This window comes from Kocuria sp. U4B (assembly GCF_054875615.1).
The window spans coordinates 105968-130443 of the sequence record NZ_CM142180.1 but is presented as its reverse complement, the minus strand read 5'-3'; the positions used below and the strand labels follow the sequence as shown (position 1 = coordinate 130443).

Below are 24476 nucleotides of genomic sequence, written 5' to 3'. Positions count from 1 at the left end.
CACCTTCCGTGGCTCCATCGGTGCACGCCCACGCCGCTCCCGGTCACAGGCCCTCGCTCACGCCCGTCCACGAGGGGTCGGCCTGCCCTTGGGTCAGTTCGACATGGGGTCCCTGATGGACGGCGAGGTAGATCCTGTTGCGCAGCTCGTTGGCCTCGGCGGAGGTGAGTGTCCGCAGGAGCGGACGGATGTGGATCCGGATCAGCGCGTTGTTCTGGCCGGGGACGATGCCGAGGCGCTCGCGGGCTGCGGCGGAAAGCTCCTCGCACCGGGTCAGGGACAGGACCTCGACGGCTTCGAGGAGGTCCGCGTCCTGCCCTAGAGCTGTGCGGATCCGATCACCGATGGTCTCGCCGTCCTCGTGGTCGTCGAGCACGACGGAGATGTCCCGGCGCGTCCCGGGGAGCAGCGAGACGTGCTGCCATGGTTCCAGGTCGAGCATCTGGGCTGCGATGCGCGGCTCCGAGGAGCGCAGGTAACGGATGTCCGGGATCGACTTGCGCAACATCAGGGCCCGGTCCAGCCCCATGCCCAGGGCCGATCCGGACCACTTCTGCGGGTCGAGGCCGGACCCGCGCAGCACATCGGGGTGGATGCGCCCGCATTCGGCGAGCTCGAGCCACTGCCCGTCCAGGTGCACGTCCACCTGTCGTCCGCCGATCGTGTACGGGTGCTCGACGTCGGTGACCTGCCATCGCGCTCCTGGCAGGACTGCGTCCACGACGGTGGTGATCATCTCGAGCATGTCCTGCTCGGTCGTCCTCGGTGCGGACCGGATCCGCCACAGATCGACCTGGTGCGGTTCGCCCACGTGCGTGCGGTCGACGACATCGCGTCGGTAGACGAGGCCCGGGACGACGAGCAGCTCGTCGACGCCGGACCGGGTGCGGTAGTCCTCCAGGGCCGTGGGCAGTTCCGCGCTGGTGTGGGTGCGCAGCAGCACGGTGGGCGAGGCGTAGCGGGTGTACCGCTGCGCCCGGGTGACGTCGCCGGGGTCGTAGCCCAGACGGTCGTAGTTGTCGTGGACCGCAACGAGGGGCGGATTGCGCACCTGGCGGACGGAGCTGCCCCATTGGTGCTGCAGCTCGGTGACGAGATGCTCCAGCAGGAGCTGCATCGAGTGCGTGCCTTGGGCCGCGTCGCTGAGGTCGCGCAGGGTCAGTGCTCTGGCGAGCTGGTCAGGGGTGATGTACGACGGAGTCGACATGGAAGTCTCCTGGGGTGGCGGGAGCGGTGCTGGAACGGGAGTTCCCCCGGCCGTGCCTGCGGAGACTAGTCGGCTTGACGTAGCGCGCTCACGCCCCCGCGGCCACTGAACGGCCGGGGGCGCTGAAATCGCTGAGCATGCTCCATGCGATCAAGGCTAGCAACGATCACCAGCACCGGCATCCGTGCTGCATGCCGGTGCAGCCGCGCATCGCCTCGTACCGGTGGAGGCAGGGGCGGGGCGGCCGCGAACGCCAGGGGCGATGACGTGGTTCGTCGGTCAGCTCAGCGGTCCCTCTGCAGAGGCCGGCGGGTGCGTCTCCCGGGAGGCGGGTGGGCCCGCCGACGGTCGTACCCACGTGGTGTGGTTCGGTCCGGCACGAGCCGTGAAACCGGGTCCGAGGACAGGGACCGGTCACCGGCGAGGCCGCGCACGGTCTTCGACCTGGCAGGCCAGGTCTTCGCCAGTGGGGCTCTCCCTCGGTTCCTGTCCGCGTCGCGGGCCGTGGACGCGCAGGGGCAGGCGGCCTCGGCGGGCCGGACGCTGGAACATGGGCCCGGTGCTGCGACGACCCCGCGGAAGTGGGCGCACACCGGACACCGGGGCGCCCGACGGGGTCGTCGCGCACCGGCCAGGAGGACCCATGACCCCGCCCATCCCACCACCGCGGGACACCGACCGCCGTACCCCAGCCGGTTCTGTGGCCCGGTGTCGGCCCGTGGCGGTCTTCCTCCTCCTGGCTCTGGGCCTGGGCTGGGCGGCGCTGATGACCCCCGTGCTCACCGGAGCGCCCACGGAGCCGTTCCTGCTCCTCCTGACCTTTGTGGCGCTGCTGGGCTCGGCCCTGCTCGTCACCCGCCTGGCCGACGGGCCGGGCGGCGTCCGGAGGCTGCTGGGACGGGCGTTCGCCTGTCGCTGCGGCGCCGGGCGCTGGGTCGTGATTCTGCTGGGCATGCCGGTGTTCACGCTCGCCCTGGCCGCCGCCACCGGCTCGCTGCGCAGCCCGCCGGCGGGCTGGGGGCGGAGGCGGGGTGGTACCTGTCCAGCACGCTCGTCCTCGGGGCGCTGGTGCCGACGGGCGGCCGGCCCAGGCGCTGCGGCCCACCCGCACCGTGAGCGGGACCTCGAAGTCCGACGCGCGGGAGACCAGGCCGGTAGTGCGCGGGTAGAGCTCCAGGGCGTCGGCGTTGTGCGGGGTCGTGGGCGAGAGCTTGTGGATCCGGGCCCCGATGGTGGACGGGCAGTCCACGGGCACGGTCCTGCCCTCGATGAGCACCGGGCCCTCCGAGCGGTGGTTGCCGAAGAGGAATCCAATCTGCCCGTCCTCGTCGGGGCAGAACGGGGACACGTCGGCCTCGGACCAGTCGATGGTGACCCACTGCTCGGGGGGTGGCGGGCGGCGTGGACACGGGCCGGCACGGACCGGACCGGGGACGGCGGCCGGGCGGCGGACGGACCGGCGCGGCGGACGACGTCGCGGGCGAGCGGTGCGATGGGCTTCGTAGTCCTCATGTGTGCGGAGGCACGACGAGGGCCCGCACTCGCGGGGGAGTGCGGGCCCTCGTGCGGGGAAGGCCTCGGCGGGGCGGATACGGCCGCCATTCGATTACCGGCCGCTGACCTCTACGCGGGCCGGCCAGTTGCCGGTGACCTGGTGAAAGTCGATGGCCCGCATCAGCGGTGACATGTCGTAGGTGCTGATGTTCAGGTTCAGCGTGACGCCGTGGACGGACTTGACCGTCAGGAACGGCATCCCTTTCAGCATCTGCATGCGATACTCAGCGATCTCGCTGTAGGGGATGACGTGCTCGTTGCCGAGCACACTGCGGAAGGCCACCTCGAAGTCGCGCGGCGCCACGTAGAAGTTGCGGTACATCAGCACGAACGCCACACCGCCCAGGACGATCGCCACCGAGGAGATCTGGGCGCCGAGCGGGGCGCGGTCCGTGGTGAGGGACAGCAAGCCCATGAGGGAGCCCACGACCAGGAACAGCCAGCCCACCGCCGGCACGAACTTCGGCATCCGCTGCTGCTCCGGATACTCCTCGGACCGGTTGGGGTGCTTCCGTGCCCACCAGACGACCCCCGCAATGGTTGCGGTGGTGAGCGCCGAGACGAGGAGCTTCAGGATGAGCGCGATCGACATGCGCTCAGCCTACGGCTGGATTCCCGAGTGCGAAGGGATTGCGGGCTGGGGTGGCGCAGCGGTCGGCTACCCCGCGGGAGGCAGCTCGGTGTCGGTCTTGCTGACCTCTATCGGCGCACCGTCGTCCGGGTCGGTGGACGACTCGAAGACCTCCCCCGTGGAGCTGTAGAGGTCCGCGTCCTCGTCGGCCTTCTCCTCTGCCTCCCGCGGCTCGCCGCGGATCTCGATGTCGTCGCCGGGCATCTCGGCGCTCATGCTCGACGCCCCTACTCCGTCGCGCCCGGCTGCTCGGTCGGCGGGCCGGACGTCTCGTCGTCGACCCGCTCGTTGTCGGTGGTCGTGTTGGCGGTCAACGAGTCGTCGTCGACGACGCTCAGGTCCTCCTGCTCGACTTCGGCGCGTGCCTCGCTCAGTTCATCTGGCTGGTCTGTCATGGAACGGTCCTCCCTGATCTGACGGTGGTGACCCGATCCTATGTGCGGGCCGCCACCGTCTGACAAGACCGGGCATCAGGCCGGGATGGCGCCGGCGCCTGCCCCTGGGGCGTCGCTGTGCTGGGCGCACAGCTGGGCGGCCGCGGCGTCGAAGGCCGACAGCGTTCGGCCGCGAGCTTCGCCGCTGTCGAGCATCCGGTCGAAGACCAGCTCCATCTGAAGGGTCCCGCCGGTGAGGTCCACAGGACCTCCACTCCGTGACCGGCGTGCTCGTGCTCCTCCTCGGTGAGCACTCCCGGTGCGGGCTTGCGGCGGGGTGGGGTGGTCACTGGAGTAGCCAAGGTTCGTGGTGGGGTCGTGGCAGGGGAGCGACGGCGCCCGATGAGGACGCCGAGGCCCACGCCGACGGCAAGCCAGACCAGCGTGTCGGTGAACGCCCCGAGGAGGGCACCGAGACCGACCCCGATAACCAGGTCCTGCTGGACCGGGGCCAGGGAGCGCCACGCATCCTCCTCGAAGATGCGCCGTCGGGTCACCGGCTCAGCCGTTCTCGTAGGCGTGCTGGATGAGCGCGTAGACCGCTTCCAGCTGGGCGACAGAGCTGATGCGGACCTCGAGGTCCCCGACCCCGTGATGGCCGATGGCGCGCACGTCGCGGGTGAAGCCGTCCTCGAGCTCCACGGCGTCCGGATCCAGGCGCAGGTGCAGCAGGATCTGTCCGGAGGACGGGTGGATGTCGATGGTGGCGAAGCTCTTGAGCCGCCGGAAGGCGATCCAGTGCTTGAGCATCTTCTTCGACACGTCCGGGCCCAGGGCCTCGCAGTAGTCGGCCACCGTGGTGAACACCTCCTGCAGGTCCGGTGATGCCTGCTCGAATCGCTGGAGCACCGTCATGTCCTTGGCCTTGCTCGCAGGCTCCCCGTCCGGGGTCTCGCTGGAGGCGTCGGCCGGCTCCGGCCCATCGGGTGCCGCGGTGCCGGCGGCAGCGGGCAGGGCAGCGGCCGTGGTGGAGACGGTGGAGCTGGAGTGCACCAGCTCCAGGGCCAGCAGCTCCCCGCCGAAGTCGCGGTAGCGGACCAGCCCGATGGAGCGGGCGATCTGCTGGACGGCGTGCTGGTCGTAGCGGGTGTAGTCGGTGGCCACGCAGATCAGCCGGGGGCGGGACCAGTCGATGAGGTCAGCGAGCTCGGCGTGGTCCGAGCGCATCACCAGCAGCTCGAACTCCGCCTGGTGGTCCATCAGCCGGTCCAGGTAGAACAGGCCCTGGTCGATGACGTTCTCGCTGCGGGTGCGCTTGTACTCGAAGCTCACCGGGGAGCAGGTCTCGTCGGCGCCCAGGGAGTCGATGCGTCCGCCGTGCCGGTCACCGGTGCGGTATTCCGACTGCAGGAACCGCACGCCGAACAAGGTCTCCATGCTGGCCTCCACCACGCGCTGGAGGTGCTTCTCCAGCGGGGAGTGGGCCCCGGGCGGCTCGGTGGCGGTGCCCTCCCGGATGCGGAACAGCTTGAGGTCGGCCACGCAGGTCTCCTTCGTGGCCGGTCGGGACCGGCGGTGGGTGGCAGGTCAGGGAGCGGGCAGGGCGCGGGCTCGCCACAGGGTCAGCGAGGCCACGGCGGCGATGGCCACCAGAGTGATGAAGCCGTAGAGGCCCGGCGCCAGCTCGGTGAACGCGGCGAAGACCACCCCGGCCAGGCACGCCCACGACCCCCACGTCGCCTGGCGGCGCCGGCGCGCGGTGACGGGCTCGCCGGCCAGGACCGGCCAGGCCGTGATGGTGAGCGCGATCAGGCCGATGAACGCCCCGACCGGCACGGCGATCGGGGTCTGGGTGAGGATGGGGTCAGTCCCCATGGGTCGCTCCTGTGATCGGTGGGGGTGGTAGTGGCTGGCGCAGGCGGTTCAGGGTGAGGAGGGCGGGGACGACCAGTCCACCCAGCAGCAGCAGACCGAAGACGCCCAGGGCCCAGACCATCAGCAGCAGAGGGGCCGCCACGACCAGAGAGATGACCGCCAGGACGGCGGCCGCGGTGCGCCGGCGGGAGGCGGCCGGCTCCCGGCGCAGGAGGGGGCTCTCGACGACGAGCTGGGTGATGATCAGTGCGGGGACGATCAGCAGTGGGACGGCGAAGGCCAGGATCTCCAGAACACCCGTTTCGAGCACGGGGTTCTGTTCTGTCAGCAGCGGCATTCGTCAGCTCCCATATCGGTGGGAGAGGGACCTGGCCCGTCGGAGTACCCCGCGGGGTCGTGCCGGCCGTACCGGTCGTTGACGCCGGGGCGAGGCCGGGGCGCGGGCCCGTCGTAGGGCCCTGGCCGTTCGCCCCCGGACGGCCCGTGAGCATCAGGGCGTCGCCGGAGGCGGGGGATCAGCGTCGTGGCGATCCAGGAGAGCAGCACGAGGGCCACGACGACGATGGCCGCGACCGCGGCTGGACTCAGATCAGTCACCGCCACCACCGCCTCCGCCGTCTGCACCGGACCCGCGGTCGGAACCGGAGTCGGAACCGACGGCACCGGAACCCCACACCCCGGCGGTGGAGCCGTCGGACGAGGAGGAACGGCCTGCCGGTCCGCCGGGCCGCGAGTGCTGCTGCCGGCGCACCCGGACGACGATCGTCACGCAGGCCGCGACAACGGCCAGGGCGAGGGCCACGAAGACGATGAGGCTGGTGGGCGAACCGGGCCCGAGGCCGGTCGGGGCAGCGCTGGTGCTCATGGTCGGGAACCTAGCAGCGGACCCGGCGCTCAGGCGGCAACCGGGTCGGTGAGCCACCCGGCTCGATGAGCATGGCGCGGACGTCCTGGACGGGCACGGACTCCCGGAGGGTATGCCCTTCCCGGGGCCTGCGCTGGTGGTCGTGCGAGGCCGCACGGGAGGCGCTGAAGGCCTGGGTGAGCTTGCGCTTGGTGACGCCGGGCGCCAGTAGGAGCCGACCAGCTCGAACCCGTGGCCGGTGAGGATCTTCCCCATGCCCGGCAGGTGCGCTGCACCCCACGTCAGGGCCGCGTCGTGGTCGTGGGCGAGGATCTCGTCGAGGACGTGGTGGCTGCGCGCACCGCGTATGCGGTACAGAGCTCGTTCCAATGACGCACTACCCGGTCACAGGACGCAGGAAACGTAGCCCTCGACCCCGGTGCCCTCCGGGGCCATCTTGCGAGTTCAGGAGTAGGACATCGTCTTGATCCCGGACTTCCAGGCGTACCACTTGGCCTTGTCGATGTCGCGGGTGGTAGTGGTGTCCTTGGAGACCAGCGTCAGCGACAGGCCCTGGTCCACGTGCTGGGTGGCCGCGGCGTAGACGTCGATCACAGCCTCGTAGCCCTCGATGGTGGGGGAAGGGCATGGATCGGTCGTCGCGGCGCGCATCGCGCGCCCTCGAGCCGGTCTCCGGACTGGTCAGGCGGCGGAGGCGGCCGCGGCGGAGCGAGCGAAGACGTACTGGGGGTTGGCCACCCGCGGGACACCCATCATCCACGGGCGGGTGCGCAGGTAGTCCTCGGCCGGCTCCAGCAGCCGCAACCCGGCCGTCCCGTAGAAGCCCGGCAGCGCACCGGAGAGCATCGGGCGCCCGTCCCCGCGCTTGGGGAACAGCATCAGCCAGTCCGACCCGGCCGTGGCGGTCCGGCCCATGAAGTCGCGCAGCAGCGCGGTCCCGATCCCGGTGCGGCGGTGGTGCTCGTCGACGACGAGGGTGTCGATGTAGCTGCAGTCCCAGTCCGCCGGCGGCAGCGGGGCGGCCCGGCACTCCCTCCGAGACCCGGAGGCGTGGTGCCCGCAGCAGACCCCGACGACTGCTCCACCGTCGACCGCGACCGTGTAGGCCGGCAGATCGGCCAGGAAGTCCTGCTCGTGGAGCACCGCTGCGGGGTGCGCCGGCGCTTGTGGACCGGCTGGGGCTCCGGCACGTGGGCGGCGGCCTTGAGGTGGTAGGCCGGGGCGGCGACCAGCGGGGCGGCCATCAGGGCGGGGCGGTTGCGCCGCCGCAGCTCCTTCGGCTCCACGTAGCGCCGCCCGGCGTGGCGGCACAGCTTCTGCATCGCCACCGGGAGGCGTCCGCCGGCGCCGCGCTCGGCCGGGTGCATCATGATCCACTGTGAGCCGGCCGCACGGGCCTGGGACATGCACCCGCGCAGCAGGGCCCCGTCCAGGCCGTGGCCACGGGCCTCGGGGTGGACGGCGAGATGGGCGACCCTGCTGGTCGCCCACGTCTGCGGCGGGGCCGGCCTCATCTCGCAGGCCATCCACCCCTGGCAGTCGTGATAGCCCTGCAGGAAGCCCCACACCTGGCCGTCGACGACGGCGACCAGGTAGTCCTTGCCGTCGCCGTGAAGGCGTACTCGGAGCCCAGGCTCGGCCAGTTCCCCAGCTGGTCGGTCTCCTCCGGTCTACCGCGAGTCGGTAGAGCTCCCGTTCCCCGTGGTGGTCGCCGAGCTGCGGGAGCGGCTGGGCGCGCAGCTGGTCGCGCAGCCAGTCGCCTACCCCGGCGGGGTGGCCGACACGAAGACGGTACGGCAGTGGGCCGCCGGCACCCGCCGGCCGACCCGAGTCGTGGAGCACCGCCTGCGCCTGGCCTACCAGGTGGCCGCGGTGATCGGCGAGACGAGGACCTCGGCGTCGACCGTGCAGACGTGGTTCCGGGGGGGGCGGCGCTGAAGGACTGGTCGTCCGCGGACCCTGTGCGAGCACCCGGTGGACGAGGTCAGCGCCGTGGTGCTGCGCGCAGCCCGGGACTTCGCGTCCACCGCAGCGCGGTAGGCCTCCGCGTCGTCTCCGCACACATGGGCAGGGAGATCCCCGACCCCTGGAGAACCACGAGCTCGCAGACCGCACCGACCCGGCCCGGCACGGCCAGCCCACCATCACGGCGCGGCTGCGTCGGGCGGCGCTGCGCTGGTGGCCGAAGGCGTTCTTCGTGGTCGTCCAGCTGGTTTTCGCGAGGACGCTGATCATCGGCATCCAGGTCGCCGCGGTGCTCGCCTGGCACGGCGACCGACAGCGCAAGGAGGCCGACGGACGGGCCGAGTGGTGGCGCCGAACGCAGTGGGCGATGGACTACGCCACCGACGCCGAGGGCCGGAAGGCCTCCGTCGGGGTCGAGGCCCTGGACCTGCTGGGGGAGTCGCCCCTGGCGACCGAGGAGGACCGCCACCTGCTGAAGACCTTGTTCGAGCAGGTCGTCGCCGTGGCCGTGCTCCAACGCTACGGACGCGCCACGCTCACCGGCCCCCGTCCCGAGGCGCTGTCCCTGCGATCGGATCCCGACGCGAGCCACGCATAAGCGCGACAGCGCCGACGCGTCCCATGCCGCGGTCCCGCAGCGCTGCCCGCGGATGTGCGAGGGCCGGCTCGGGCGCTGCACAGGCCGTCCGCCTCAGCGATACGCCATGGCCCGGGGCGGGGGTGTCGCCCCGGCCAAGGGTTCCCGGTGTTCCCGCGAGTCGTGTTCGACATCGGTGCCGGAGAAGGTTCGACCTTGGTCTAACAGGGTTCCTGCGGATGCTTCCTAGCGTGGTGGTGACACGGGACAGATGTGTCGGGCCGCAGCCCGATGCCACGCACTGACGCAGGAGGACTGATGACCATGAACGGGTTGATCCTGGAGGGCATCTCACGACGTTTCGGGGACCGGGTAGTGCTCGAGGAGCTGAACCTGACGGTCGGACAGGGCGAGATCGTGGGCTTCATCGGCGGCAACGGGGCCGGGAAGACCACGACCATGCGGATCATCCTGGGCATGCTGGCAGCGGACCGGGGAACGGTCAGCTGGGGTGGTGGGCCCGTGGACGACACGGTCCGCCGCGCCTTCGGGTACATGCCCGAGGAGCGGGGGCTGTACCCCAGGATGCCGGTGCGGGAGCAGATCGAGTGGTTCGCCCGGCTCGACGGGTCCGGGGCGGCGACGGCCCGGAAGATCGGCCAGCGACTGGTGGCCGCCGTCGGCCTGCAGGGGCGTGAGCAGACGGCGGTGCAGGACCTGTCCTTGGGCAACCAGCAGCGGGTGCAGCTGGCCGTCGCCCTCGTGGGGGATCCGCAGCTGCTGGTGCTCGACGAGCCCTTCTCCGGGTTGGATCCTGAGGCGGTCGAGGCCATGGCCGACCTCCTCCAGGCCCAGGCGAACCGGGGTGTGGCCGTGCTGTTCTCCTCCCACCAGCTGGAACTGGTCGAGCGGCTCTGTGACCGGGTGTGCGTGCTGCAGGCCGGCCGGGTCGTCGTCGACGGCACGGTGGAGGAGCTCGACGACGACGGCACGTCCCGCTGGTCGATCGAGTTCCAGGGCACCGCCGCCCCGTTCCTGCAGCAGGCCGGGAACATTCCCGGGGTACTGGTCAGCGCCGATGCGCAGGACCCGACCCGAGCGCGGGTGGCCGTGGACGGTTCCCGCCGCCCGATCCCGGCGGCCGTGCTCGCCGCCGCCGGGCGCAGCGGGACCCTGATGGGCATCACCCCGGAGCGCACCTCGCTGGCGGAGGTCCTCTCCGGCCGCCGACGCGCCGCCGAGCCCCGGACCCCACCGCAGACCCGGGCCCTGGTCCACCACTGACCCCGGCTCCCCGCCCCGACCGCACACCGAAGGACACCCAGCTCATGAGCCTCACCACGGCACCGTCGACCACCACCGCACGGACCCCGACCGCAACGACTCCTGCCCGCAACGACCACCAGGACGCCGGATGGTTCCAAGGACTGGGGCTGGTGATCCAGCGCGAGCTCAGCTCCCGGGTCCGCAACCGGGCCATGCTGGCCTCCACCGTGTTCCTGGCCGCGCTCGCCGCCGCGGTCGCCGGTGTCGGCGGGCACCTGCTCGTCGACCGCACCGCTGCCACCGGCACCCCGCCGCTGGACACCGAGGTCCTGCTGGCCGCCGTGATGACCACCCTGCTGGTCACCGTGGTCACCTACGCCAGCAGCTCGATCGCCAGCGGCGTCGTGGAGGAAAAATCCACCCGCGTCGTGGAGATCCTCCTGACCCGCCTGAGCGTGCGGCAACTGCTGCTGGGGAAGCTGATCGGCTGCGGGATCTTCACCATGGTCCAGCTGCTGGCCGTCGGCGGCGCTGCCGCGGTGGCCTTCACCGCGGTCGAGGGGTGGTCCCTGGTCCGGATCCAACCGGGCCCGACCCTGGTGTGGTTCCTGGTGTGGTTCGTCCTGGGCTTCGTGGTCTTCGCGTCCCTCAACGCCGGCCTGGCCGCCACCGCCTCCCGGCAGGAGGACCTGGCGGCGGCCACGAACCCGCTGCAGCTCCTGATCATGCTCGGCTACGCCGCCGGCATGTTCTTCCTGCCCTCCGCCGCCAGCGAGCGGTGGACCGAGATCGCCTCCCTGGTGCCGATGGTCGCGCCGTTCTTCATGCCGATCCGGCAGGGGCTGGACGCCGTAACCTGGCAGGAGCAGGCGACGGCGGTGCTCATCGCTGTGGTGGCTGTCCCGCTGATCATCAACCTGGCCGTGCGCCTGTACAGCAACAACGTGCTGCGCACCGGCACCCGCGTCAGCCTGGCCCGGGCGCTGGCCGACCCCGCCGGCGCGCCCTCCGAGCAGGGCCGCACCCCCGAGGGGACCACCCCGGGTGCGCCCCGTCGGTCGGCCAAGGCCGTGCGCACCGTGGTCTCCTTCGCCGGTGGTGTGGTGCTGGTGGTCCTCGTCCTGCGCCTGCTGGGCTGAACCGCTCTCCCCGTCCGACCTGCCCGTGCCTCGGAGGCCTTGCCCCCGGGGACGGGCTTCGGCTCGGGCCGTCAGGGCACTGGTCCGCCAGCCGGTGGGGCCAGGGCCCCACGCTCCGTGGCGTGGTGCCCCGGGGGGCGGCGCGCTCATCCAGCGGGAGCCGGCCGAGCGCCGGCTCGATGCCACCGCCCTGATCGGCCGCCACCGCACCACGGACCGCCCAGTCGTCACCCCGGGACGTGCTGTGGCCCTGCGGGACCGGCGGGCGGGTCCTGCACGCCGCGCCGTCGGCCGTCTCCACCCTGTGGCGAGCCCGGGCACTGCCCGGGCCGGCCCAGGCCGTGACCATCCTGCGCTCACACCCGGACCCGGCCTGGGACGCCCCGGCCGCTGTCCGAGACCTCGGTGCGCTACGCACTGATGGGCCGGGGCACGACATCGGTCCTGGACCCCGGGGACGTCTTCGACCACCTCGACGCCGGGGATGCCGACCCGCAGCGCACTGCCGGTCCTGGAAGGACCCCTGCCCGCGGCCCTGGGCGCCGCCCGCTGAGCCCTGCCCGCCCCGGTCAGGAGACCCGGATCCGCACCAGGCCCCGTTCGGTGGCCTTCACCAGCACCTGGACCCGGTCACGGACCCCGAGCTTCTCGGTGACCTTACCGAACCGGGCCTTGATGGTGGATTCGGTCACGAACAGCGCCTCGGCCATCTCCCGGTTGCTCATGCCCTGGGCCAGCAACTGGATGACCTCGATCTCCTTCTCGGTCAGCGCGGCGGTCAGCTCGGGGTCCGGGACCGGCTGGGCCGGAACGGACTGGGCGATGCCGGCGACCACGTGCCGGGTGACGGCCGGGGACAGGATCGAGCCGCCGTCGCGCACGGTGCGGATCGCCGCGATGATCTCCTGCGGCCTGGCGTCCTTGAGCAGATACCCCGAGGCCCCCGCCCGCAGGACCGGCACGACGTAGCGCTCGGAGGAGAAGGTCGTGAGGGCGATGACGGCGGTGTCCGGGAACTCCCGGCGGATGATCCGGGTGGCCTCCACCCCGTCCATGACCGGCATCTGCATGTCCATCAGCACCACGTCCGGGGACAGCGCCCGCGTCTGGCCGATCGCCACCCGACCATCGGCGGACTCTCCCACCACGACGATCTCAGGATCCGAGGAGACGAACTCCACGACGGCTTCCCGGGTGATCGACTCGTCGTCCACCACCAGCACCGTCGTCGTCATCGCCCAGCCCCTCCCATGGTCGTCGAGCCGGTGCGATGACCGGCTCCGGGACGGGATCCTACCAACCTGTTGCACCCGCGAACGGTGCACGGGGCCGGCCGTGTCAGGAGGGCTCAGCCTCGGCCGCCCCGCGCAGGGGCAGCGCGATGCTGCTGCGCCACCTCGACCCCTGGGCGCCGAACTCGGCGCTGCCCCCGAACACGCGGGCCCGTTCCCGGATGGCCGGCAGACCGGTGCTGGTCGACATGATCGGGGCGATCGTGGTCCGTTCGTTGTCCATCGTCAGACGCACCGCGTCCTGGCCGACCGCCAGATCCACCCGCACGGTGCTCGAGGGCATCCCGTGCTTCATGACGTTGGTCCCCAGCTCCCGCAGGGTCCGGCGCAGCACCTGACGAACGCTGATCGGGACGCGCGCAACATCACCGTGCACGCTCAGCTCCACGGCCAGGCCGGTGGACTCCAGAGCGGCGACGACGGTGCGCAGGTCCTCGACGAAACCGGCCGCCGTGGTGGTCTCCCCGGTGAGCTGATCCAGCGTGGCCGAGGCCCGCACGGCGCTCGCCGTCCCGGCCACGGCCGGCCCGGAGGCGCCGGTCCCGGCGGCAGCCTCCGGGGGAGCCGCCGCATGCTCGTGCTGCTGGATCTCGCGAGCGTGCTCCTCCTGGAGGATCACCACCAGCCGGCGCAGATCCTGCAGGGTCTGCTGGGCGGAGTTCCCGATGGTCTCCAGGATCGCGCGGATCTTCTGCGGGTCGTCGGTGAACTCCGCCCGGCGGGCCTGCATGGCGATGACGGTGACGTCGTGGGCGACGATGTCGTGCAGCTCGTGGGCCAGATGGCTGCGCTCGTCGTGCCGGATTCGCTCGTTGACCTGTTCCAGCTCGTCGATCCGGCGTGCGTCCTGCTGCGATCGGGCATGGGACCAGCGCAGAAGGGCCCCGCACGTCAGGGCGACCAGTACGATCGGGATCGCCACCCAGACGAAGAACTGGCGATGATCGGCGTCGACGAAGGGCACCGCCACATTGGCCGTGACCACCAGTCCGGCCAGGACCGCGGCCCGTGCGCGCGGCAAAGCGTACGTCCCCGTCGCGCCGACCACCACGGAGGGCACCAGGATCCCCAGGGCGTACCCGGCAAGGATCAGGACCAGCGCTGACAATCCCCACACGATGGCGGCGACCCCGACGTGGAACGCCACGACGAACAGCGGCAGATACATCATCATGATCAGCGGGAGCTCCCCCTGGTCGATGTCCCCCGTGTGGACGTTCCACAGGTCCGAGATCAGCGCCGCACCGACCAGCACCACCAGCCCCGAACGAGCCAGCGTGACCGGACGCGGCACCGAGACACGCCATCCCGACGAGGACGTGACCGGCGAGGAGGACGACGAGGACGAGGAACTCACCCGCCCAGAATAGACATCGGCAGGTGACGTCCTCGGGCGCCTCAGGTGGTCGGGTCCGTTCAACGAGCTGGGTTCACAGGACGTGGACGTCGGTGCGGAGCTGGCGCCTCTGGTGACCGCCGAGCGGCGGGCGGATACGGGGGGCCTGGGGAAGGCCTTTGCCCACGGCGGAGGCCGGGAACGTTCCCCGGCCTTCCCTCGTGTCCGACACACGGTCGGCAGGTCACACCGAACAGTGCTGATCCAGGTGCTCCAGCGTGCACGCCAGGGCCGCTGATCCGGTCCGCTCTCCCCGCACCTCGGCAGTGAGAACGTCTCCCGTGCCCCGGAAGAACCCCGGAAGCGGAGTCAGGTGCTGCGGCGTCGCCCGACCAGTCGCACCACGAGGAGCACCAAGAGGGCCGACGCCGCCCCGCCTGCTGCAACGGAGCACAAGGGGCCGGATCCGGCGGTGTCAATGGTGGCGATGTCCTCCTCTGCCGAGGCTGGTGCACCGGAGGCACTGGCCGAGACGGTGAGTTCGGTGATACCGGCCACCGCCACGGTGGCGGCCGTTCTGCGCAGCACCGTCGAATGGGTGCCGGTGAACATGAGCACGGTGTCCTTCCTCATGTTGGAGGAGTGCGCAGGCGCCTGGAACCGGGTCCCTGCGGCGGCGGGATGGCTGGACGGCATCGACAGGAGGTCTGCCGGGGTCTAGGAGGCCGAGGACCGGGATCTGCGGGCGCTGAGCGCGCCCAGGCTCAGGTCCAGGGCCAGGAAGGCGGCCAGGCTGATCCCCAGCAGCGGGAAGAACACCCCGAGGGCCACCGCGACCACGGCGGTCCCGGCCACCGCGGGCCAGGGCGCCCGGCGCAGGGCTCCGCGCCTCGGGAGGGGCCCGAAGGCCGCCCCGGTGGCGCGGGTGGGGCGGCGGCGCCACCACATCAGGTATCCCCACGCCACCATCGCGGCCAGCCCCAGGGCGGTGACGGCCAGCAGGACCTGATTGGCCACCCCGAACAGCACGCCCATGTGCGCGGCCACGCCCCACTGGGCGAGCTTGGCCATGACCCCGTAGTCGGCGAAGCGCACCTGGTCGGTGACCTGCCCGGTGCCCGGGTCCACCGCCGCCGTGTCGACCTGGGTGGGCCAGGACCGGTCGATCTCCGCCACCGTCCACGCCGTCCCGGCCTCGGGGGCGGGCTTGATCTCCACCTGGGACGCATCGATCCCGGCATCCCGGGCGGTGGCCAGCACCGCGTCGAACGAACCACCACCCGGGGCCGCCTCCGGCATGGCGGCGTGGTCGTGGCCACCGTGGTCCGCGTGCTCGTCCCCGCCGGCCGGGGTCCGAGCGGGATCCAGGGTCTTCTCCAGCACCGGGGTGGTCCACCCCAGCGTCGCCCGCAGGGCGGTGACGTTGGCCCCGGCGTAGGCGGACCAGGTCAGCCCGGTGGCGGAGAGGAACAGGAACCCCGCCGCCAGCCAGACCCCGGTGGCGGCGTGCAGGGACAGCGTCCTCCGGTATCTGTTGGGCGTGGTGGTGTCCGGCACCAGCAGGCCTCGGGCCCGCCGCCCGGGACGTGTCCGGCGCCACCGGACCCCCCACAGTCCCAGCCCGCTCAACGCGATGACCCCCAGCCAGGAGGCGGCCAGCTCGCTGTAGATCCGCCCGGGCTCACCCAGGCCCAGGGACCGGTGGAACTGGGCGATGGTGGTGCGCAGCGGCAGCGACCCACTGGAGCCGTAGACGGTCAGGTCCCCGACCACGTCCCCGGCGCCCGGATCCACGAACACCGCGCGGTGCTCGGATGCCCCCAGGGCGGGGTCGGTGAACATCACCCGGGTGGTGCCCCCGTCCTCGGCCGGGCGCACCGCCGCCGGGGCCGCCTCCAGCCCGGTGGCAGCCTGGGCGGCCGCGACCTGGGCGTCGAGGGACAGCGGGGCCTCGGTGGCGGTGCCGGTGAGTGCTTCGGCGTAGAGCACCCGCTCCAGCTGGGGACTCAGCGCGTAGAGGGCACCGGTGAGGGCGGCGATGAGCAGGAAGGGGCCGATGAAGACCCCGATGTAGAAGTGCAGGCGCAGCAGCAGCGCCGTGCCCCACCCCCTCGAGGACGGAGGTGCTGACGGCGGAGGCGGGGACTGGGGGACGGAATGGGACGTGGTGGGTGCAGACATGGCAGGACCTCTCGTGCGTGGCGGGCGGAGACGGACGCTGCACTGCCCGCGGCCGATCGCCGGGCGAGGACGGCACTGCATCACGGACGGTTCGACGCCATGGGCGCCACCGGACGGGTGGGCCGCCGCCGCGGCCGGGGCCGAGGGCGGAGCCGTCGTGTCTCCACAGGTGGTGGGAATCCCTGTCCTCGACCCCGGATGATCACCGGGCAGTGCGAGAACAGGAGGAACGAGTCACACCACCGGTACCGGGGGTCCCCTGCGCGAGATGGCCGCCCGCACCCACCCGGTGTCGTGCAGCTCGCGGTGGGAGAACTGTCCGGACCGCCGCACCGGACGCTTCGCCGGGATCAACGGCAGTACCAGGGTCAGCACCTGGGTGAGCCGGGGGGTGAGCGCATCGACCAGCGCCCACCAGGACGTCTCCCCGTGGCGGAGGACGCAGAAGGTGGCCGCTGCGGCCAGCAGGTGCGCGGCGACCATCGGGGAATGCCCCTCGACGACCGGGGCCAGACACGCGGCCGGGTCCAGGGCGGAGACGGTAGGCATCCCCGCGGTCCCGTGGTGAGCGTGATCGATCGCCGATCCGCCACCCACCGCGCACGGAGCCAGGGCCGGGACGGAGAACAGGGCGTGGTAGGCGCCCTGACTCACCAGCACCGCCGCGCCGATGCGCAACGGACCCATCCGGTGTCCGGCCAGGACCACGCACACCACTCCGGCGACGGCCACCGCGATCAGCAGCAGCACCGGATTCGGCGTGGAAGCACCAGCGGCGCAGTGGGAGAGCCCGGCCAGGGAGGTGGACAGGAAGGCGGCCAGCCATCCGCGCACCAGACGCGCCACCGGGCGCACCGGCGTCGGTTGATCCATCCCCTCCACCTCCTTCCGGGATTCCCCGTCCCACCTTATCGACCCGCGCTCCGGCGCCCGCGCGGACCCTTGCACACTGACCCTGGCCACCGCGTCCTGGAAAATCCTTGGGTCCCTCACGCGCGACGACTCCGCACCTCCGCAGTCGCTCGAGCACGAGGGATTCCTGTTGGCTCCCAGCTCGAGGAACGCCAGGACCGTCCCCGCTGAGAACCCCGCCACACCGGGTCCCCGAGGACGACCCGGTGCCGGCGCCATGGTGCATGCGTGCGGGGCCGCACCCTGCTCGTCCGGGCGCGATCCAGAGCGTGGACCCTGTCCGGGCCGCCGACGCCGGCCCCGTGCTGATGGGTCCGCGGTACGGCGAAGGCCGCCGCCCCCGCGACGGGGACGACGGCCTCCGGATCCGGGCTGGGGAAGCGGCTCAGGGGCAGGGACGCTTGGCGAGCTCGCCGGCCAGAGCGGTGGCCGAGGAGGAGGTGGAGTTGATGCGCCAGTCGGTCTCCTTGTCGTAGTGGAACCACACCAGCCCGGTCACCCCGGGCTCACGGGCCAGGTAGTACACCAGGTGGGCGTTCCACTGCGCCTTGGACCCGCCGGCCTCGGCGCTGGCGGTCTCGGCGACGATGATCTCCTTGCCCGGGGCGATCCGCCGCAGCTCGGAGAGCCCCCAGCCGAAGAGCTCCCACGGCTGCTGCCAGGTGGACCAGGACTGGGAGGTGCCCCAGTTGTAGCCGTCCAGGGCCACGACGTCGACGTAGGCGGCTCCGGGGTAGAGCCCGTCCAGGGGCGTGGAGCCCCAGTAGGGCACGTTCGGGTTCCACACCCACTGGACGTTGTCGGCCCCGGCCCGGGTGAAGATGTCGTGGACGTGGCGCCAGGCGGCGACGTAGTCCCCGGTCCCGTTGCCGTTGACGCCCTCGGCCCACGGGTACCAGTTGCCGTTCATCTCGTGCCCGAAGCGCAGCATCACCGGGTGGCCCCAGCCGGCCAGGCGGGTGGCCCAGTCGGTGATGTAGGCGTCGTGGTCCCCGGCGGCGATCCGGTCCAGGGAGTAGGCCGGCTGGTTCATCCCTCCGCCCCAGGTCCACGGCTCCCAGGTCAGCAGCGTGGTGGCCCCCGCGGCCCGGGCCTGCTCGAGCTCCCAGTAGGGCACCGGTTGCTTGAAGTCCTTGTAGGCGAGCACCATCGAGGGCTTCTCCCCGGTCAGCGAGGCCACCTCGGCCAGCTCGGCGGAGGCGCCGGCCCCGCCGGGGGTGCCCACGCCGAAGCGCAGAGGACAGGAACGCACCTGCGGGGAGGTGGTCGACACCGTGGTGGCCGTCGTGGCCGTCGCCGTGGTCAGGGACGCGGTCACGACGGTCGAGGTCGTCATCTCACCGGTGGAGGTCGCGGAGGCATCGGCGTGCAGGTGCGCCGAGGGCGGCACCGGCGAGTCCGCCGAGGCGTCGGGAACCGGCACGAAAGCGCTCCTCTTGGCCTGACCACCGGCCTTGGCCGAAACGGACTGGGCCGACGGGGCCGTGGCCGAGGAGGCCGTGGTGGGAGGAGCAGAGGGCGGCACGGCCCGCGGGGCGGCGTCGGTGGCCGGCATCAGGGCCAGCGCCGCCACCGCGGTCAGGGCCGCCAGGGACAGGAAGGGGGTACGGGACATGGATGTTCTCCTTGCCCGGCGGCATGCAGGCACGCACGACCACCGGAGCGTCAACGAGGGGAGGGGAAAGGAACGCTCAGCCGTTCCGTTCCCTATTGTGAATCATCCGGAGTGCTGGTGGCGACCGTGACGTTAGATGATCGCGCCGGGTCCTGTGCTCGGTGCTCGCCGCACGACCACATCCGGCGGCCGGCGCATCTGCACGCGCGGGCGGACAAGGCCGCCAGGCTCATGACCGCGGTGAGCGGCCGTGAGCTCGGGTGCCCGCCCCGACAACCGCGGATCGCACCCTGGGCTGGCAACGACCTCTGACCTCCCCGATCCAGGCCCCTGCTCCCGTGGTGCCATCATCGCGGAGGCCCGGAGTTCCTGTGCGGGCATCCGGGGGTCCTGCTGCAGCGCAGACCCGTTCTCCGGCGGCAGGTGCGATGATCCCAACGGTGTCGTGACAGGCCGGAGGTGACAGAAGCATGCACAAGCCCGGCACCGGACGCCGTCGCGGCGCACCGCTCTGCTGATGTCCGTGCTCCTGCCGGTGGCCGTGAACCAGGTGGCATTCCTCATCGGCCGGTGTCTCGGTCCCCGGTTGCGCCGGTCCGCCCCGGGGCAGCTCGACAGCGCCCAGCGGTGGGAGAGGGCGCTGGAGCTGGTCGACCGGCGCGGGCCCACCGCCGTCTTTGCTGCCCGGTGGATCACCGTGGTGCTGATGGTCGCCGCAGCGGGGGTGCGGACGGTCCGGACCCGCCGTCGCGCAGCCCGGCAGTCGGTGGCGGTGGTCGGCAGCGGTTCCGGCGGTCACCGTGGATCGGTCGCGGGGCGGGTCAGTGGCAGCGCAGCTCGGCGTCGCCCAGGACGAGCGTCCGGCGCTGACCGGTGGTGGCCTCGCGGGTCCACACCCCACCGGCCCGGGCATCGGTGTCCTCCACGGTGCCTCGGTGGTGGACCACCCCGTGGCGGTGAGCCGCGTTCAGCTCCCCGGCCCGCAGCCACTCCAGGTTCTCGATCGGCGCATCTCCCTCAGCCATCACTGTCCCCTGGCCGGCCAGCACACCCCGCCGGGCTCAGTCGCCGACCGCGTCGCGGCCGCGCGCCACGATCAATGGATCCACCGGGTAGACCACCGCCGGGTCCTTGTCCTGGTAGTCGAACTGGTCCAGGAACACCCGCATCGCGCTCAGCCGCGCCCGCTTCTTGTCGTTGGACTTCACCGTGATCCACGGGGCGTGGTCGGTGTCGGTGCGCAGGAACATCTCCTCCTTGGCCCGGGTGTAGTCCTCCCAGCGGTCCAGGGAGGCCAGGTCGTTGGGGGAGAGCTTCCACCGCCGCACCGGGTCGATCTGGCGGATCGCGAAGCGGGTGCGCTGCTCCTGGCGGGTGACCGAGAACCAGAACTTGGTGAGGTGGATCCCGGAGTCCACCAGCATCTTCTCGAACACCGGGGCCTGCTCCATGAACCGGTGGTACTCCGCCTCGGTGCAGAAGCCCATGACGGGTTCGACCACCGCCCGGTTGTACCAGGAGCGGTCGAACATCACGATCTCCCCGGCGGTGGGCAGGTGGGCGATGTAGCGCTGGAAGTACCACTGCCCGGCCTCCCGGTCCGAGGGCTTCGTCAGCGCCACCACCCGGGCCGCACGGGGGTTGAGGTGCTCGGTGAAGCGCTTGATGGTCCCGCCCTTGCCGGCGGCGTCGCGGCCCTCGAACACGATCACGTGCTGGAGGTCGTGGTCCTGGGCCCAGTACTGGAACTTCAGCAGCTCGATCTGCAGCTGGTACTTCTCCAGCTCGTAGGCCTCCCGGTCCATCAGCTGGTCGTAGGGGTAGTCCTCCCGCCAGGTCTCCACGGCCGAGCCGCCCGGGTCGATGAGGTCGGGGTCGTGGGAGTGCCCGTCGCGGACGGTGTAGCCCTGTTCGGTGAGGTGGTCGATGAACTCCCGCAGGTTCTCCCGCACCGCCCATTGGTCCTCCGGCACCCACAGTCTCCTGGCCTCCGACATTGCTGCTCCTCACTCCTGGGTTCCCACCGCGTCGCTAGGACGTCAGTGTAGAGAGCCACGGTGGAGGGCCGGTGAACACACCAGCACCCCGGGGTAGGGTCGGAGCCATGAGGGACCGGACGACCCCGCCCGACACTCAAGGCCCCACCACCACGCACCCGGGCTTCGAGGCCGCCCGCCAGGCCTATCTGCGGGCCCGGCGCGAGTTGACGGTCGCCGCCCTGCAGGAGCTGATCCTGCGGGTACGCACCCGCTATCCCGGCGCCGCATCCGTGCTGCTGATCTGCGACGACGTCGAGGACGGGCTCTACCTCGCCGAGATCACCGACAGCTCCGGGCGGTCCCTGCGCCCCGACGGTCCGCTGCTGGAGGCCCGCACCTGCCACCAGGTGCTGGGCAATCTGCACGGGCCGGACCTGGCCGGGGTGTCCGGGGTCGACCACGACCCGGCGGCGATGACCTTCCAGGTCACCATCAGCGGCCGTCACCGCTGACGCCCGACAACCGCCCCGGGCAGCCGCCTTCGCCAGTGGCCGGGACGCCAGTCCGCCTGGGCGCCCGGGTCAGGACAGGTCGTGGCCGAGCTGGGCCACCAGCTCGGCCACGACCTGGTGGCCGTTCTCGACCCCGGTGCGCACCGCGGCCAGCTCTGCCCCGTGCAGAACCCCCACGGCGTAGCGGTCCTCCCCGGTTCCCTGGTAGGCCTGAGCCGTGCGCTCCAGCCAGCCGGCCACGACCCCGGCGTCCATGATCTCGCCCAGCGCCTCCTGGTGGGCCTTGGCGTCGGCGGCCGCGTGGGCTGTCGCCTTGCCCGGGGTGAATCCTGAACGTCTCAAGGCCGCGTTGACGTAGCGGACCCGTTTGACGTCCTTGCGCACCTCGTGGAGGTGCTCCAGCCGGTGCTCCAGGTCTGCCTCGGCACCCGTGTCCTCGGCCTCGACGCCGCGTGCCCCGGCCCGTTGCACTTTGTGCAGGGCTCGTCGCAGCATCTTGTCGCAGGCCTTGCGGGCCGAGACCTTGCGACACTTCGCGCTCAGGGGCGGATCGGCGGCAAAAGCCTGCACGTCGGCCAGCAGCCGCAGGTGCTTCGGATTGCTCAGGTCACCGCGCACGGTGGCGGTGGCCGCATGCGCCTGCTGCTCCGCGGTGTGCTGGAGCACCTCCGCGGCCACAGGGTTCACCTTCCCGTCCAGAGCGGCCACGCGGGCGGGCAGCAGCTCGGCGGTGACCTCCGCGTCCCGGGCGCCCGACAGCGCCCGGGCCAGCTCCCGCAGCCGCACATCCAGCTCCCGGGCGGCGTCGCCGGTGAAGTACGGCGCGGCGGCCTTGAGCAGGCTGCGCAGCGACCGGGACGTCACCCGCATCTGATGCACCGCATCGGGCACGTCCAGCCGGACCTTGAGGTCCCACCGCACCAGCTGCTCGGCCAGCTGCCCCAGCACCGTGACGAGCACATCGGCCCCGGTATCCTGCTGATCTGCCTTGTGACCGGCCTGGTTCCCGGCCCCCGGCTGCCCCGAGGCCGGGCCCGTCTCCTGGGCGGCAGCCATGACCGGGTCCTCGTCGGCCAGGCCCGTCAGGCCGTCGGCGCCGTTGCCGTCCTCGAGGCCGAGGGCGCGGAGGATCTTCGCCTCGGAGGTCGAGGCCCGGCCGCCAGCTGCGAACAGGGCCTGTTCCACGGCGGTGAAGATCCGGTCCTGGTGCTCCTCGGAGATGGTCGCGTCGGTGAGCTCCACCTCCCACTCCGACCACGTCCGCGGTGCCCGGGCGCGTTCGTCGACGGCCTCGACGTCGTCGATGGCGACCTCGCCCACCTGCGCCCCGGCCGCGTCGGTGACGGACAGCACCCGCCGGGTCGTGCGCAGCGTGGCGATCGGGTGCAACGGCTGCCCACCGGTAGCCCCTTCCACCAGGCGCTGCACAACGTCGGGCATCTGCTCCGGGGCCTCATCGGCCAAGGGGAACTGGGCCTCGTGGCGCCCGCCGGTCTCGCGCAGCTTCACGTGCCACCCGTCATCGGCCCCGCCCGTCCGCCGGCGCAGCGCCACCCCGTGCCGGTGCAGGGCCATGTCGGCGGTGTCGTAGTAGACCGCCTCCATCCGGTGCTCCACCGCAGCATCGGTCACCGTGTACCCGGCCAGCCCGCTCCAGTCGATCCGGGCCCCGGCGCCGTCGGGCAGGTCGTACTTGCGCTCGAGCTCTCGCTGCGCGGCGACGGTCATGGTGTCCTCCTCGATCCGGGAACGGCGGGAACGGAAGGCTCGCCCGCCGGAGTGGGGTCGATGATACGCGACCGAAGTGACGTGGATTACACTCGCCTCGGGTGCGCTCCGATCCTGGGGAGCCGGCTTCGAGGAAGCGGTCCGGGGGCATCGGTCCATGTCACGGCTGGGACACGATCCCGGCCTGGTCCTGGGCGCACGGGGCGGGTGCCGGCTACGGCGCGTAGCGCATGTGTTTTCAAGAAGGGGGAACCATGCCGCGATCCTTGCTGCTGGTGCTCGTGGGTGTGGTGGCCGTGACCGGGGCGGGGGCCTGGTGGTTGGCTCATCAGGTGCGCCGGTGGCGGACCGCCGTGCGGTTGCGCCGGGTCCAGGCCTACCATGCCAGCCTGCGGGCCGAGGTTCGGGTGAGCTACGAGCGGATCTACACCCGATGCGCGGCCCGGCCCGCCTGGGCAGCACAAAAGCTGGCGGACATGGAATGGGCCTTCGCCCAGATCGACGGTGTCCTGGAGCGGCGGCGCCTGGACGACCTGGCCGAGGTGGGCCGCACCACGCCCCCGGTGGCCCGACCGGTGATACCGGCCGTGCTCGGGTCGGGTGGGGCCGTGGCGCTGATGATCGCGGCCCTGATCGCGTTCTGACCGGCTCTGTTGGCGCTGTGGGCGGGTTCGCTCGCCCACCACGAGTGGCAAGGCGGTGGGGCGGGCCGAGAGGCCGGGGGCTCAGCCGGTCCGGGGGCTGGCCGTGGCGGCCGGGGAGGGGGTCGCGGTGCGGATCTGCTCCAGCAGCTCCTTGACCCGGGTGTCGATGGCCTCCACCACCTCACCGACCCGTTCCGGGGTCGTCCCGGGCGGCAGGCCTCCGACCGTCCAGTGCTCCTGGGCGGTGCCGGGATGGACATGGATGCCGTCGCTGGCGCCGAAAGTGATCACATGGTCGGCGGCGCGCACCACGTCGTCGGTCACCGGCTTGGGATAGACCCCTTCGGTGGTGATGCCGCGGTCGGCCAGCTTCTCCAGGACGAGGGGGTCCACCGCGTCCCCGGCCGTGAACCCGGCCGAGCGGGCCACGACCGCACCCCGGGCGTAGTGGATCAGCAGAGCCGCGGCGATCTGGGAGCGGCTGGTGTCCTCCTCGTCGACGAACAGCACCTGCGGGACCGAGGTCTGGTCCCGGGTCCTGGTGTGGGCCAGGGCGGTGAGCCGGTCGGCGGCGAAGTGCCCGGCCAGCGGTGCCAGATAGGTGCGCACCTTCGCGGTGCGCGCCAAGGCGGCGTAGGACTCGAACACCATCCGTTCGACCAGTTCCGGGGCGAACACCCCGGCCCAGTGCTCGATCAGGTGCTCAGCGGTGCGCTGGAGCACCCGGGTGTCCAGCTCCTGCGCCGACTCCGCCCGCTGCTCCGTCGGCCGGTCCATCTGCTGGTCCATGTCTTCATCCATGACAATGCCCTCCCCCAGGACCG

Annotated in this window: 26 protein-coding genes and 1 pseudogene; 6 read left to right on the top strand and 21 right to left on the bottom strand. The window is 71.9% G+C overall.

Annotated features, from left to right (window positions below; translation table 11 throughout):
* Positions 1-43: 43 nt before the first annotated feature.
* The 11 genes and pseudogenes from srmL to ACYSMR_RS00575 all read right to left on the bottom strand — a co-directional run bounded on the left by srmL (position 44) and on the right by ACYSMR_RS00575 (position 7649).
* Complete coding sequence (srmL, locus tag ACYSMR_RS00625) at positions 44-1207, bottom strand: PheS-related mystery ligase SrmL (protein ID WP_461747067.1); 1164 nt, start codon at positions 1205-1207, stop codon at positions 44-46.
* 1606 nt (positions 1208-2813) lie between these two features.
* On the bottom strand, positions 2814-3353 hold the full coding sequence (locus ACYSMR_RS00620; RefSeq protein ID WP_251333610.1) for a hypothetical protein: 540 nt from the start codon (positions 3351-3353) through the stop codon (positions 2814-2816).
* Positions 3354-3419: 66 nt separating this feature from the next.
* Entirely contained in the window at positions 3420-3608 is a 189-nt protein-coding gene (locus ACYSMR_RS00615; protein ID WP_461747066.1) for a hypothetical protein, read from the bottom strand.
* Between the two features lie 11 nt (positions 3609-3619).
* Entirely contained in the window at positions 3620-3787 is a 168-nt protein-coding gene (locus tag ACYSMR_RS00610) for a hypothetical protein (protein WP_251333612.1), read from the bottom strand.
* Positions 3788-3862: 75 nt separating this feature from the next.
* The gene (locus tag ACYSMR_RS00605) at positions 3863-4030 is read right to left on the bottom strand and encodes a hypothetical protein (RefSeq protein WP_461747065.1); all 168 of its coding nucleotides are present in this window, start codon (positions 4028-4030) and stop codon (positions 3863-3865) included.
* A 297-nt stretch (positions 4031-4327) separates the two neighbouring features.
* Positions 4328-5308 (bottom strand): DUF5655 domain-containing protein, encoded by a 981-nt coding sequence (locus tag ACYSMR_RS00600; protein ID WP_461747064.1) that lies wholly within the window; start codon positions 5306-5308, stop codon positions 4328-4330.
* A gap of 45 nt (positions 5309-5353) precedes the next feature.
* Positions 5354-5641: a hypothetical protein gene (locus ACYSMR_RS00595; protein WP_251333615.1), complete on the bottom strand. Its 288-nt coding sequence runs from the start codon at positions 5639-5641 to the stop codon at positions 5354-5356.
* Positions 5631-5978, bottom strand: coding sequence for a hypothetical protein (locus tag ACYSMR_RS00590; protein ID WP_461747063.1), 348 nt, complete (start codon positions 5976-5978; stop codon positions 5631-5633). The genes ACYSMR_RS00595 and ACYSMR_RS00590 overlap by 11 nt, the downstream gene beginning before the upstream one ends.
* 252 nt (positions 5979-6230) lie before the next feature.
* Positions 6231-6506 carry a hypothetical protein gene (locus ACYSMR_RS00585; RefSeq protein ID WP_461747062.1) on the bottom strand — a complete coding sequence of 92 codons (276 nt, stop codon included), beginning with the start codon at positions 6504-6506 and terminating at the stop codon, positions 6231-6233.
* A gap of 444 nt (positions 6507-6950) precedes the next feature.
* Positions 6951-7112: pseudogene (locus ACYSMR_RS00580) on the bottom strand (hypothetical protein); the annotation flags it as partial.
* Between the two features lie 75 nt (positions 7113-7187).
* Positions 7188-7649, bottom strand: coding sequence for a GNAT family N-acetyltransferase (locus ACYSMR_RS00575; RefSeq protein ID WP_251333619.1), 462 nt, complete (start codon positions 7647-7649; stop codon positions 7188-7190).
* Positions 7650-8207: 558 nt separating this feature from the next.
* Between ACYSMR_RS00575 and ACYSMR_RS00570 the strand changes: the two genes are divergently transcribed.
* The 4 genes from ACYSMR_RS00570 (at position 8208) to ACYSMR_RS00555 (ending at position 11453) form a co-directional block, all read left to right on the top strand.
* A complete protein-coding gene (locus ACYSMR_RS00570; protein ID WP_461747061.1) occupies positions 8208-8444 on the top strand; it encodes a hypothetical protein in 237 nt (78 codons plus the stop codon).
* Between the two features lie 259 nt (positions 8445-8703).
* Complete coding sequence (locus ACYSMR_RS00565) at positions 8704-9069, top strand: hypothetical protein (RefSeq protein ID WP_251333620.1); 366 nt, start codon at positions 8704-8706, stop codon at positions 9067-9069.
* Positions 9070-9372: 303 nt separating this feature from the next.
* Positions 9373-10332 (top strand): ABC transporter ATP-binding protein, encoded by a 960-nt coding sequence (locus ACYSMR_RS00560; RefSeq protein ID WP_461747060.1) that lies wholly within the window; start codon positions 9373-9375, stop codon positions 10330-10332.
* Positions 10333-10376: 44 nt separating this feature from the next.
* The gene (locus ACYSMR_RS00555; RefSeq protein ID WP_461747059.1) at positions 10377-11453 is read left to right on the top strand and encodes an ABC transporter permease; all 1077 of its coding nucleotides are present in this window, start codon (positions 10377-10379) and stop codon (positions 11451-11453) included.
* A gap of 569 nt (positions 11454-12022) precedes the next feature.
* Here the strand turns inward: ACYSMR_RS00555 and ACYSMR_RS00550 are convergent.
* The 8 genes from ACYSMR_RS00550 to ppk2 all read right to left on the bottom strand — a co-directional run bounded on the left by ACYSMR_RS00550 (position 12023) and on the right by ppk2 (position 20786).
* Positions 12023-12688, bottom strand: coding sequence for a response regulator transcription factor (locus ACYSMR_RS00550; RefSeq protein WP_309125941.1), 666 nt, complete (start codon positions 12686-12688; stop codon positions 12023-12025).
* A 103-nt stretch (positions 12689-12791) separates the two neighbouring features.
* Positions 12792-14039 (bottom strand): sensor histidine kinase, encoded by a 1248-nt coding sequence (locus ACYSMR_RS00545; RefSeq protein ID WP_461747058.1) that lies wholly within the window; start codon positions 14037-14039, stop codon positions 12792-12794.
* Positions 14040-14450: 411 nt separating this feature from the next.
* The gene (locus ACYSMR_RS00540; RefSeq protein WP_461747057.1) at positions 14451-14699 is read right to left on the bottom strand and encodes a hypothetical protein; all 249 of its coding nucleotides are present in this window, start codon (positions 14697-14699) and stop codon (positions 14451-14453) included.
* A 99-nt stretch (positions 14700-14798) separates the two neighbouring features.
* Positions 14799-16262 (bottom strand): PepSY-associated TM helix domain-containing protein, encoded by a 1464-nt coding sequence (locus ACYSMR_RS00535; protein ID WP_461747056.1) that lies wholly within the window; start codon positions 16260-16262, stop codon positions 14799-14801.
* Positions 16263-16496: 234 nt separating this feature from the next.
* Positions 16497-17135 (bottom strand): hypothetical protein, encoded by a 639-nt coding sequence (locus ACYSMR_RS00530; RefSeq protein ID WP_461747055.1) that lies wholly within the window; start codon positions 17133-17135, stop codon positions 16497-16499.
* 424 nt (positions 17136-17559) lie between these two features.
* Positions 17560-18789 carry a glycoside hydrolase family 26 protein gene (locus ACYSMR_RS00525; protein ID WP_461747054.1) on the bottom strand — a complete coding sequence of 410 codons (1230 nt, stop codon included), beginning with the start codon at positions 18787-18789 and terminating at the stop codon, positions 17560-17562.
* An 821-nt stretch (positions 18790-19610) separates the two neighbouring features.
* The gene (locus ACYSMR_RS00520) at positions 19611-19814 is read right to left on the bottom strand and encodes a hypothetical protein (protein WP_309125830.1); all 204 of its coding nucleotides are present in this window, start codon (positions 19812-19814) and stop codon (positions 19611-19613) included.
* 36 nt (positions 19815-19850) lie between these two features.
* Positions 19851-20786 (bottom strand): polyphosphate kinase 2, encoded by a 936-nt coding sequence (ppk2, locus tag ACYSMR_RS00515; protein ID WP_251333630.1) that lies wholly within the window; start codon positions 20784-20786, stop codon positions 19851-19853.
* A 107-nt stretch (positions 20787-20893) separates the two neighbouring features.
* Here ppk2 and ACYSMR_RS00510 point away from each other — a divergent pair, with 107 nt between their 5' ends.
* A complete protein-coding gene (locus ACYSMR_RS00510; protein ID WP_251333631.1) occupies positions 20894-21280 on the top strand; it encodes a hypothetical protein in 387 nt (128 codons plus the stop codon).
* 69 nt (positions 21281-21349) lie between these two features.
* Here ACYSMR_RS00510 and ACYSMR_RS00505 read toward each other — a convergent pair whose 3' ends face one another.
* The gene (locus ACYSMR_RS00505) at positions 21350-23008 is read right to left on the bottom strand and encodes a CYTH and CHAD domain-containing protein (protein ID WP_461747053.1); all 1659 of its coding nucleotides are present in this window, start codon (positions 23006-23008) and stop codon (positions 21350-21352) included.
* Between the two features lie 254 nt (positions 23009-23262).
* Between ACYSMR_RS00505 and ACYSMR_RS00500 the strand changes: the two genes are divergently transcribed.
* Positions 23263-23652: a hypothetical protein gene (locus tag ACYSMR_RS00500; protein WP_251333633.1), complete on the top strand. Its 390-nt coding sequence runs from the start codon at positions 23263-23265 to the stop codon at positions 23650-23652.
* Between the two features lie 81 nt (positions 23653-23733).
* Here the strand turns inward: ACYSMR_RS00500 and ACYSMR_RS00495 are convergent, their stop codons facing one another.
* On the bottom strand, positions 23734-24441 hold the full coding sequence (locus ACYSMR_RS00495) for an arsenate-mycothiol transferase ArsC (protein WP_461747052.1): 708 nt from the start codon (positions 24439-24441) through the stop codon (positions 23734-23736).
* Positions 24442-24476: the final 35 nt, after the last annotated feature.

Excerpts from the sequence above, each read along its gene's own strand:
- srmL (WP_461747067.1), bottom strand. The coding sequence starts at position 1,207 with ATGTCGACTCCGTCGTACATCACCCCTGACCAGCTCGCCAGAGCACTG.
- ACYSMR_RS00620 (WP_251333610.1), bottom strand. The coding sequence starts at position 3,353 with ATGTCGATCGCGCTCATCCTGAAGCTCCTCGTCTCGGCGCTCACCACC.
- ACYSMR_RS00615 (WP_461747066.1), bottom strand. The coding sequence starts at position 3,608 with ATGAGCGCCGAGATGCCCGGCGACGACATCGAGATCCGCGGCGAGCCG.
- ACYSMR_RS00610 (WP_251333612.1), bottom strand. The coding sequence starts at position 3,787 with ATGACAGACCAGCCAGATGAACTGAGCGAGGCACGCGCCGAAGTCGAG.
- ACYSMR_RS00595 (WP_251333615.1), bottom strand. The coding sequence starts at position 5,641 with ATGGGGACTGACCCCATCCTCACCCAGACCCCGATCGCCGTGCCGGTC.
- ACYSMR_RS00590 (WP_461747063.1), bottom strand. The coding sequence starts at position 5,978 with ATGCCGCTGCTGACAGAACAGAACCCCGTGCTCGAAACGGGTGTTCTG.
- ACYSMR_RS00585 (WP_461747062.1), bottom strand. The coding sequence starts at position 6,506 with ATGAGCACCAGCGCTGCCCCGACCGGCCTCGGGCCCGGTTCGCCCACC.
- ACYSMR_RS00560 (WP_461747060.1), top strand. The coding sequence starts at position 9,373 with ATGAACGGGTTGATCCTGGAGGGCATCTCACGACGTTTCGGGGACCGG.
- ACYSMR_RS00555 (WP_461747059.1), top strand. The coding sequence starts at position 10,377 with ATGAGCCTCACCACGGCACCGTCGACCACCACCGCACGGACCCCGACC.
- ACYSMR_RS00550 (WP_309125941.1), bottom strand. The coding sequence starts at position 12,688 with ATGACGACGACGGTGCTGGTGGTGGACGACGAGTCGATCACCCGGGAA.
- ACYSMR_RS00535 (WP_461747056.1), bottom strand. The coding sequence starts at position 16,262 with ATGTCTGCACCCACCACGTCCCATTCCGTCCCCCAGTCCCCGCCTCCG.
- ACYSMR_RS00530 (WP_461747055.1), bottom strand. The coding sequence starts at position 17,135 with ATGGATCAACCGACGCCGGTGCGCCCGGTGGCGCGTCTGGTGCGCGGA.
- ACYSMR_RS00525 (WP_461747054.1), bottom strand. The coding sequence starts at position 18,789 with ATGTCCCGTACCCCCTTCCTGTCCCTGGCGGCCCTGACCGCGGTGGCG.
- ACYSMR_RS00520 (WP_309125830.1), bottom strand. The coding sequence starts at position 19,814 with ATGGCTGAGGGAGATGCGCCGATCGAGAACCTGGAGTGGCTGCGGGCC.
- ppk2 (WP_251333630.1), bottom strand. The coding sequence starts at position 20,786 with ATGTCGGAGGCCAGGAGACTGTGGGTGCCGGAGGACCAATGGGCGGTG.
- ACYSMR_RS00510 (WP_251333631.1), top strand. The coding sequence starts at position 20,894 with ATGAGGGACCGGACGACCCCGCCCGACACTCAAGGCCCCACCACCACG.
- ACYSMR_RS00505 (WP_461747053.1), bottom strand. The coding sequence starts at position 23,008 with ATGACCGTCGCCGCGCAGCGAGAGCTCGAGCGCAAGTACGACCTGCCC.
- ACYSMR_RS00500 (WP_251333633.1), top strand. The coding sequence starts at position 23,263 with ATGCCGCGATCCTTGCTGCTGGTGCTCGTGGGTGTGGTGGCCGTGACC.
- ACYSMR_RS00495 (WP_461747052.1), bottom strand. The coding sequence starts at position 24,441 with ATGGACCAGCAGATGGACCGGCCGACGGAGCAGCGGGCGGAGTCGGCG.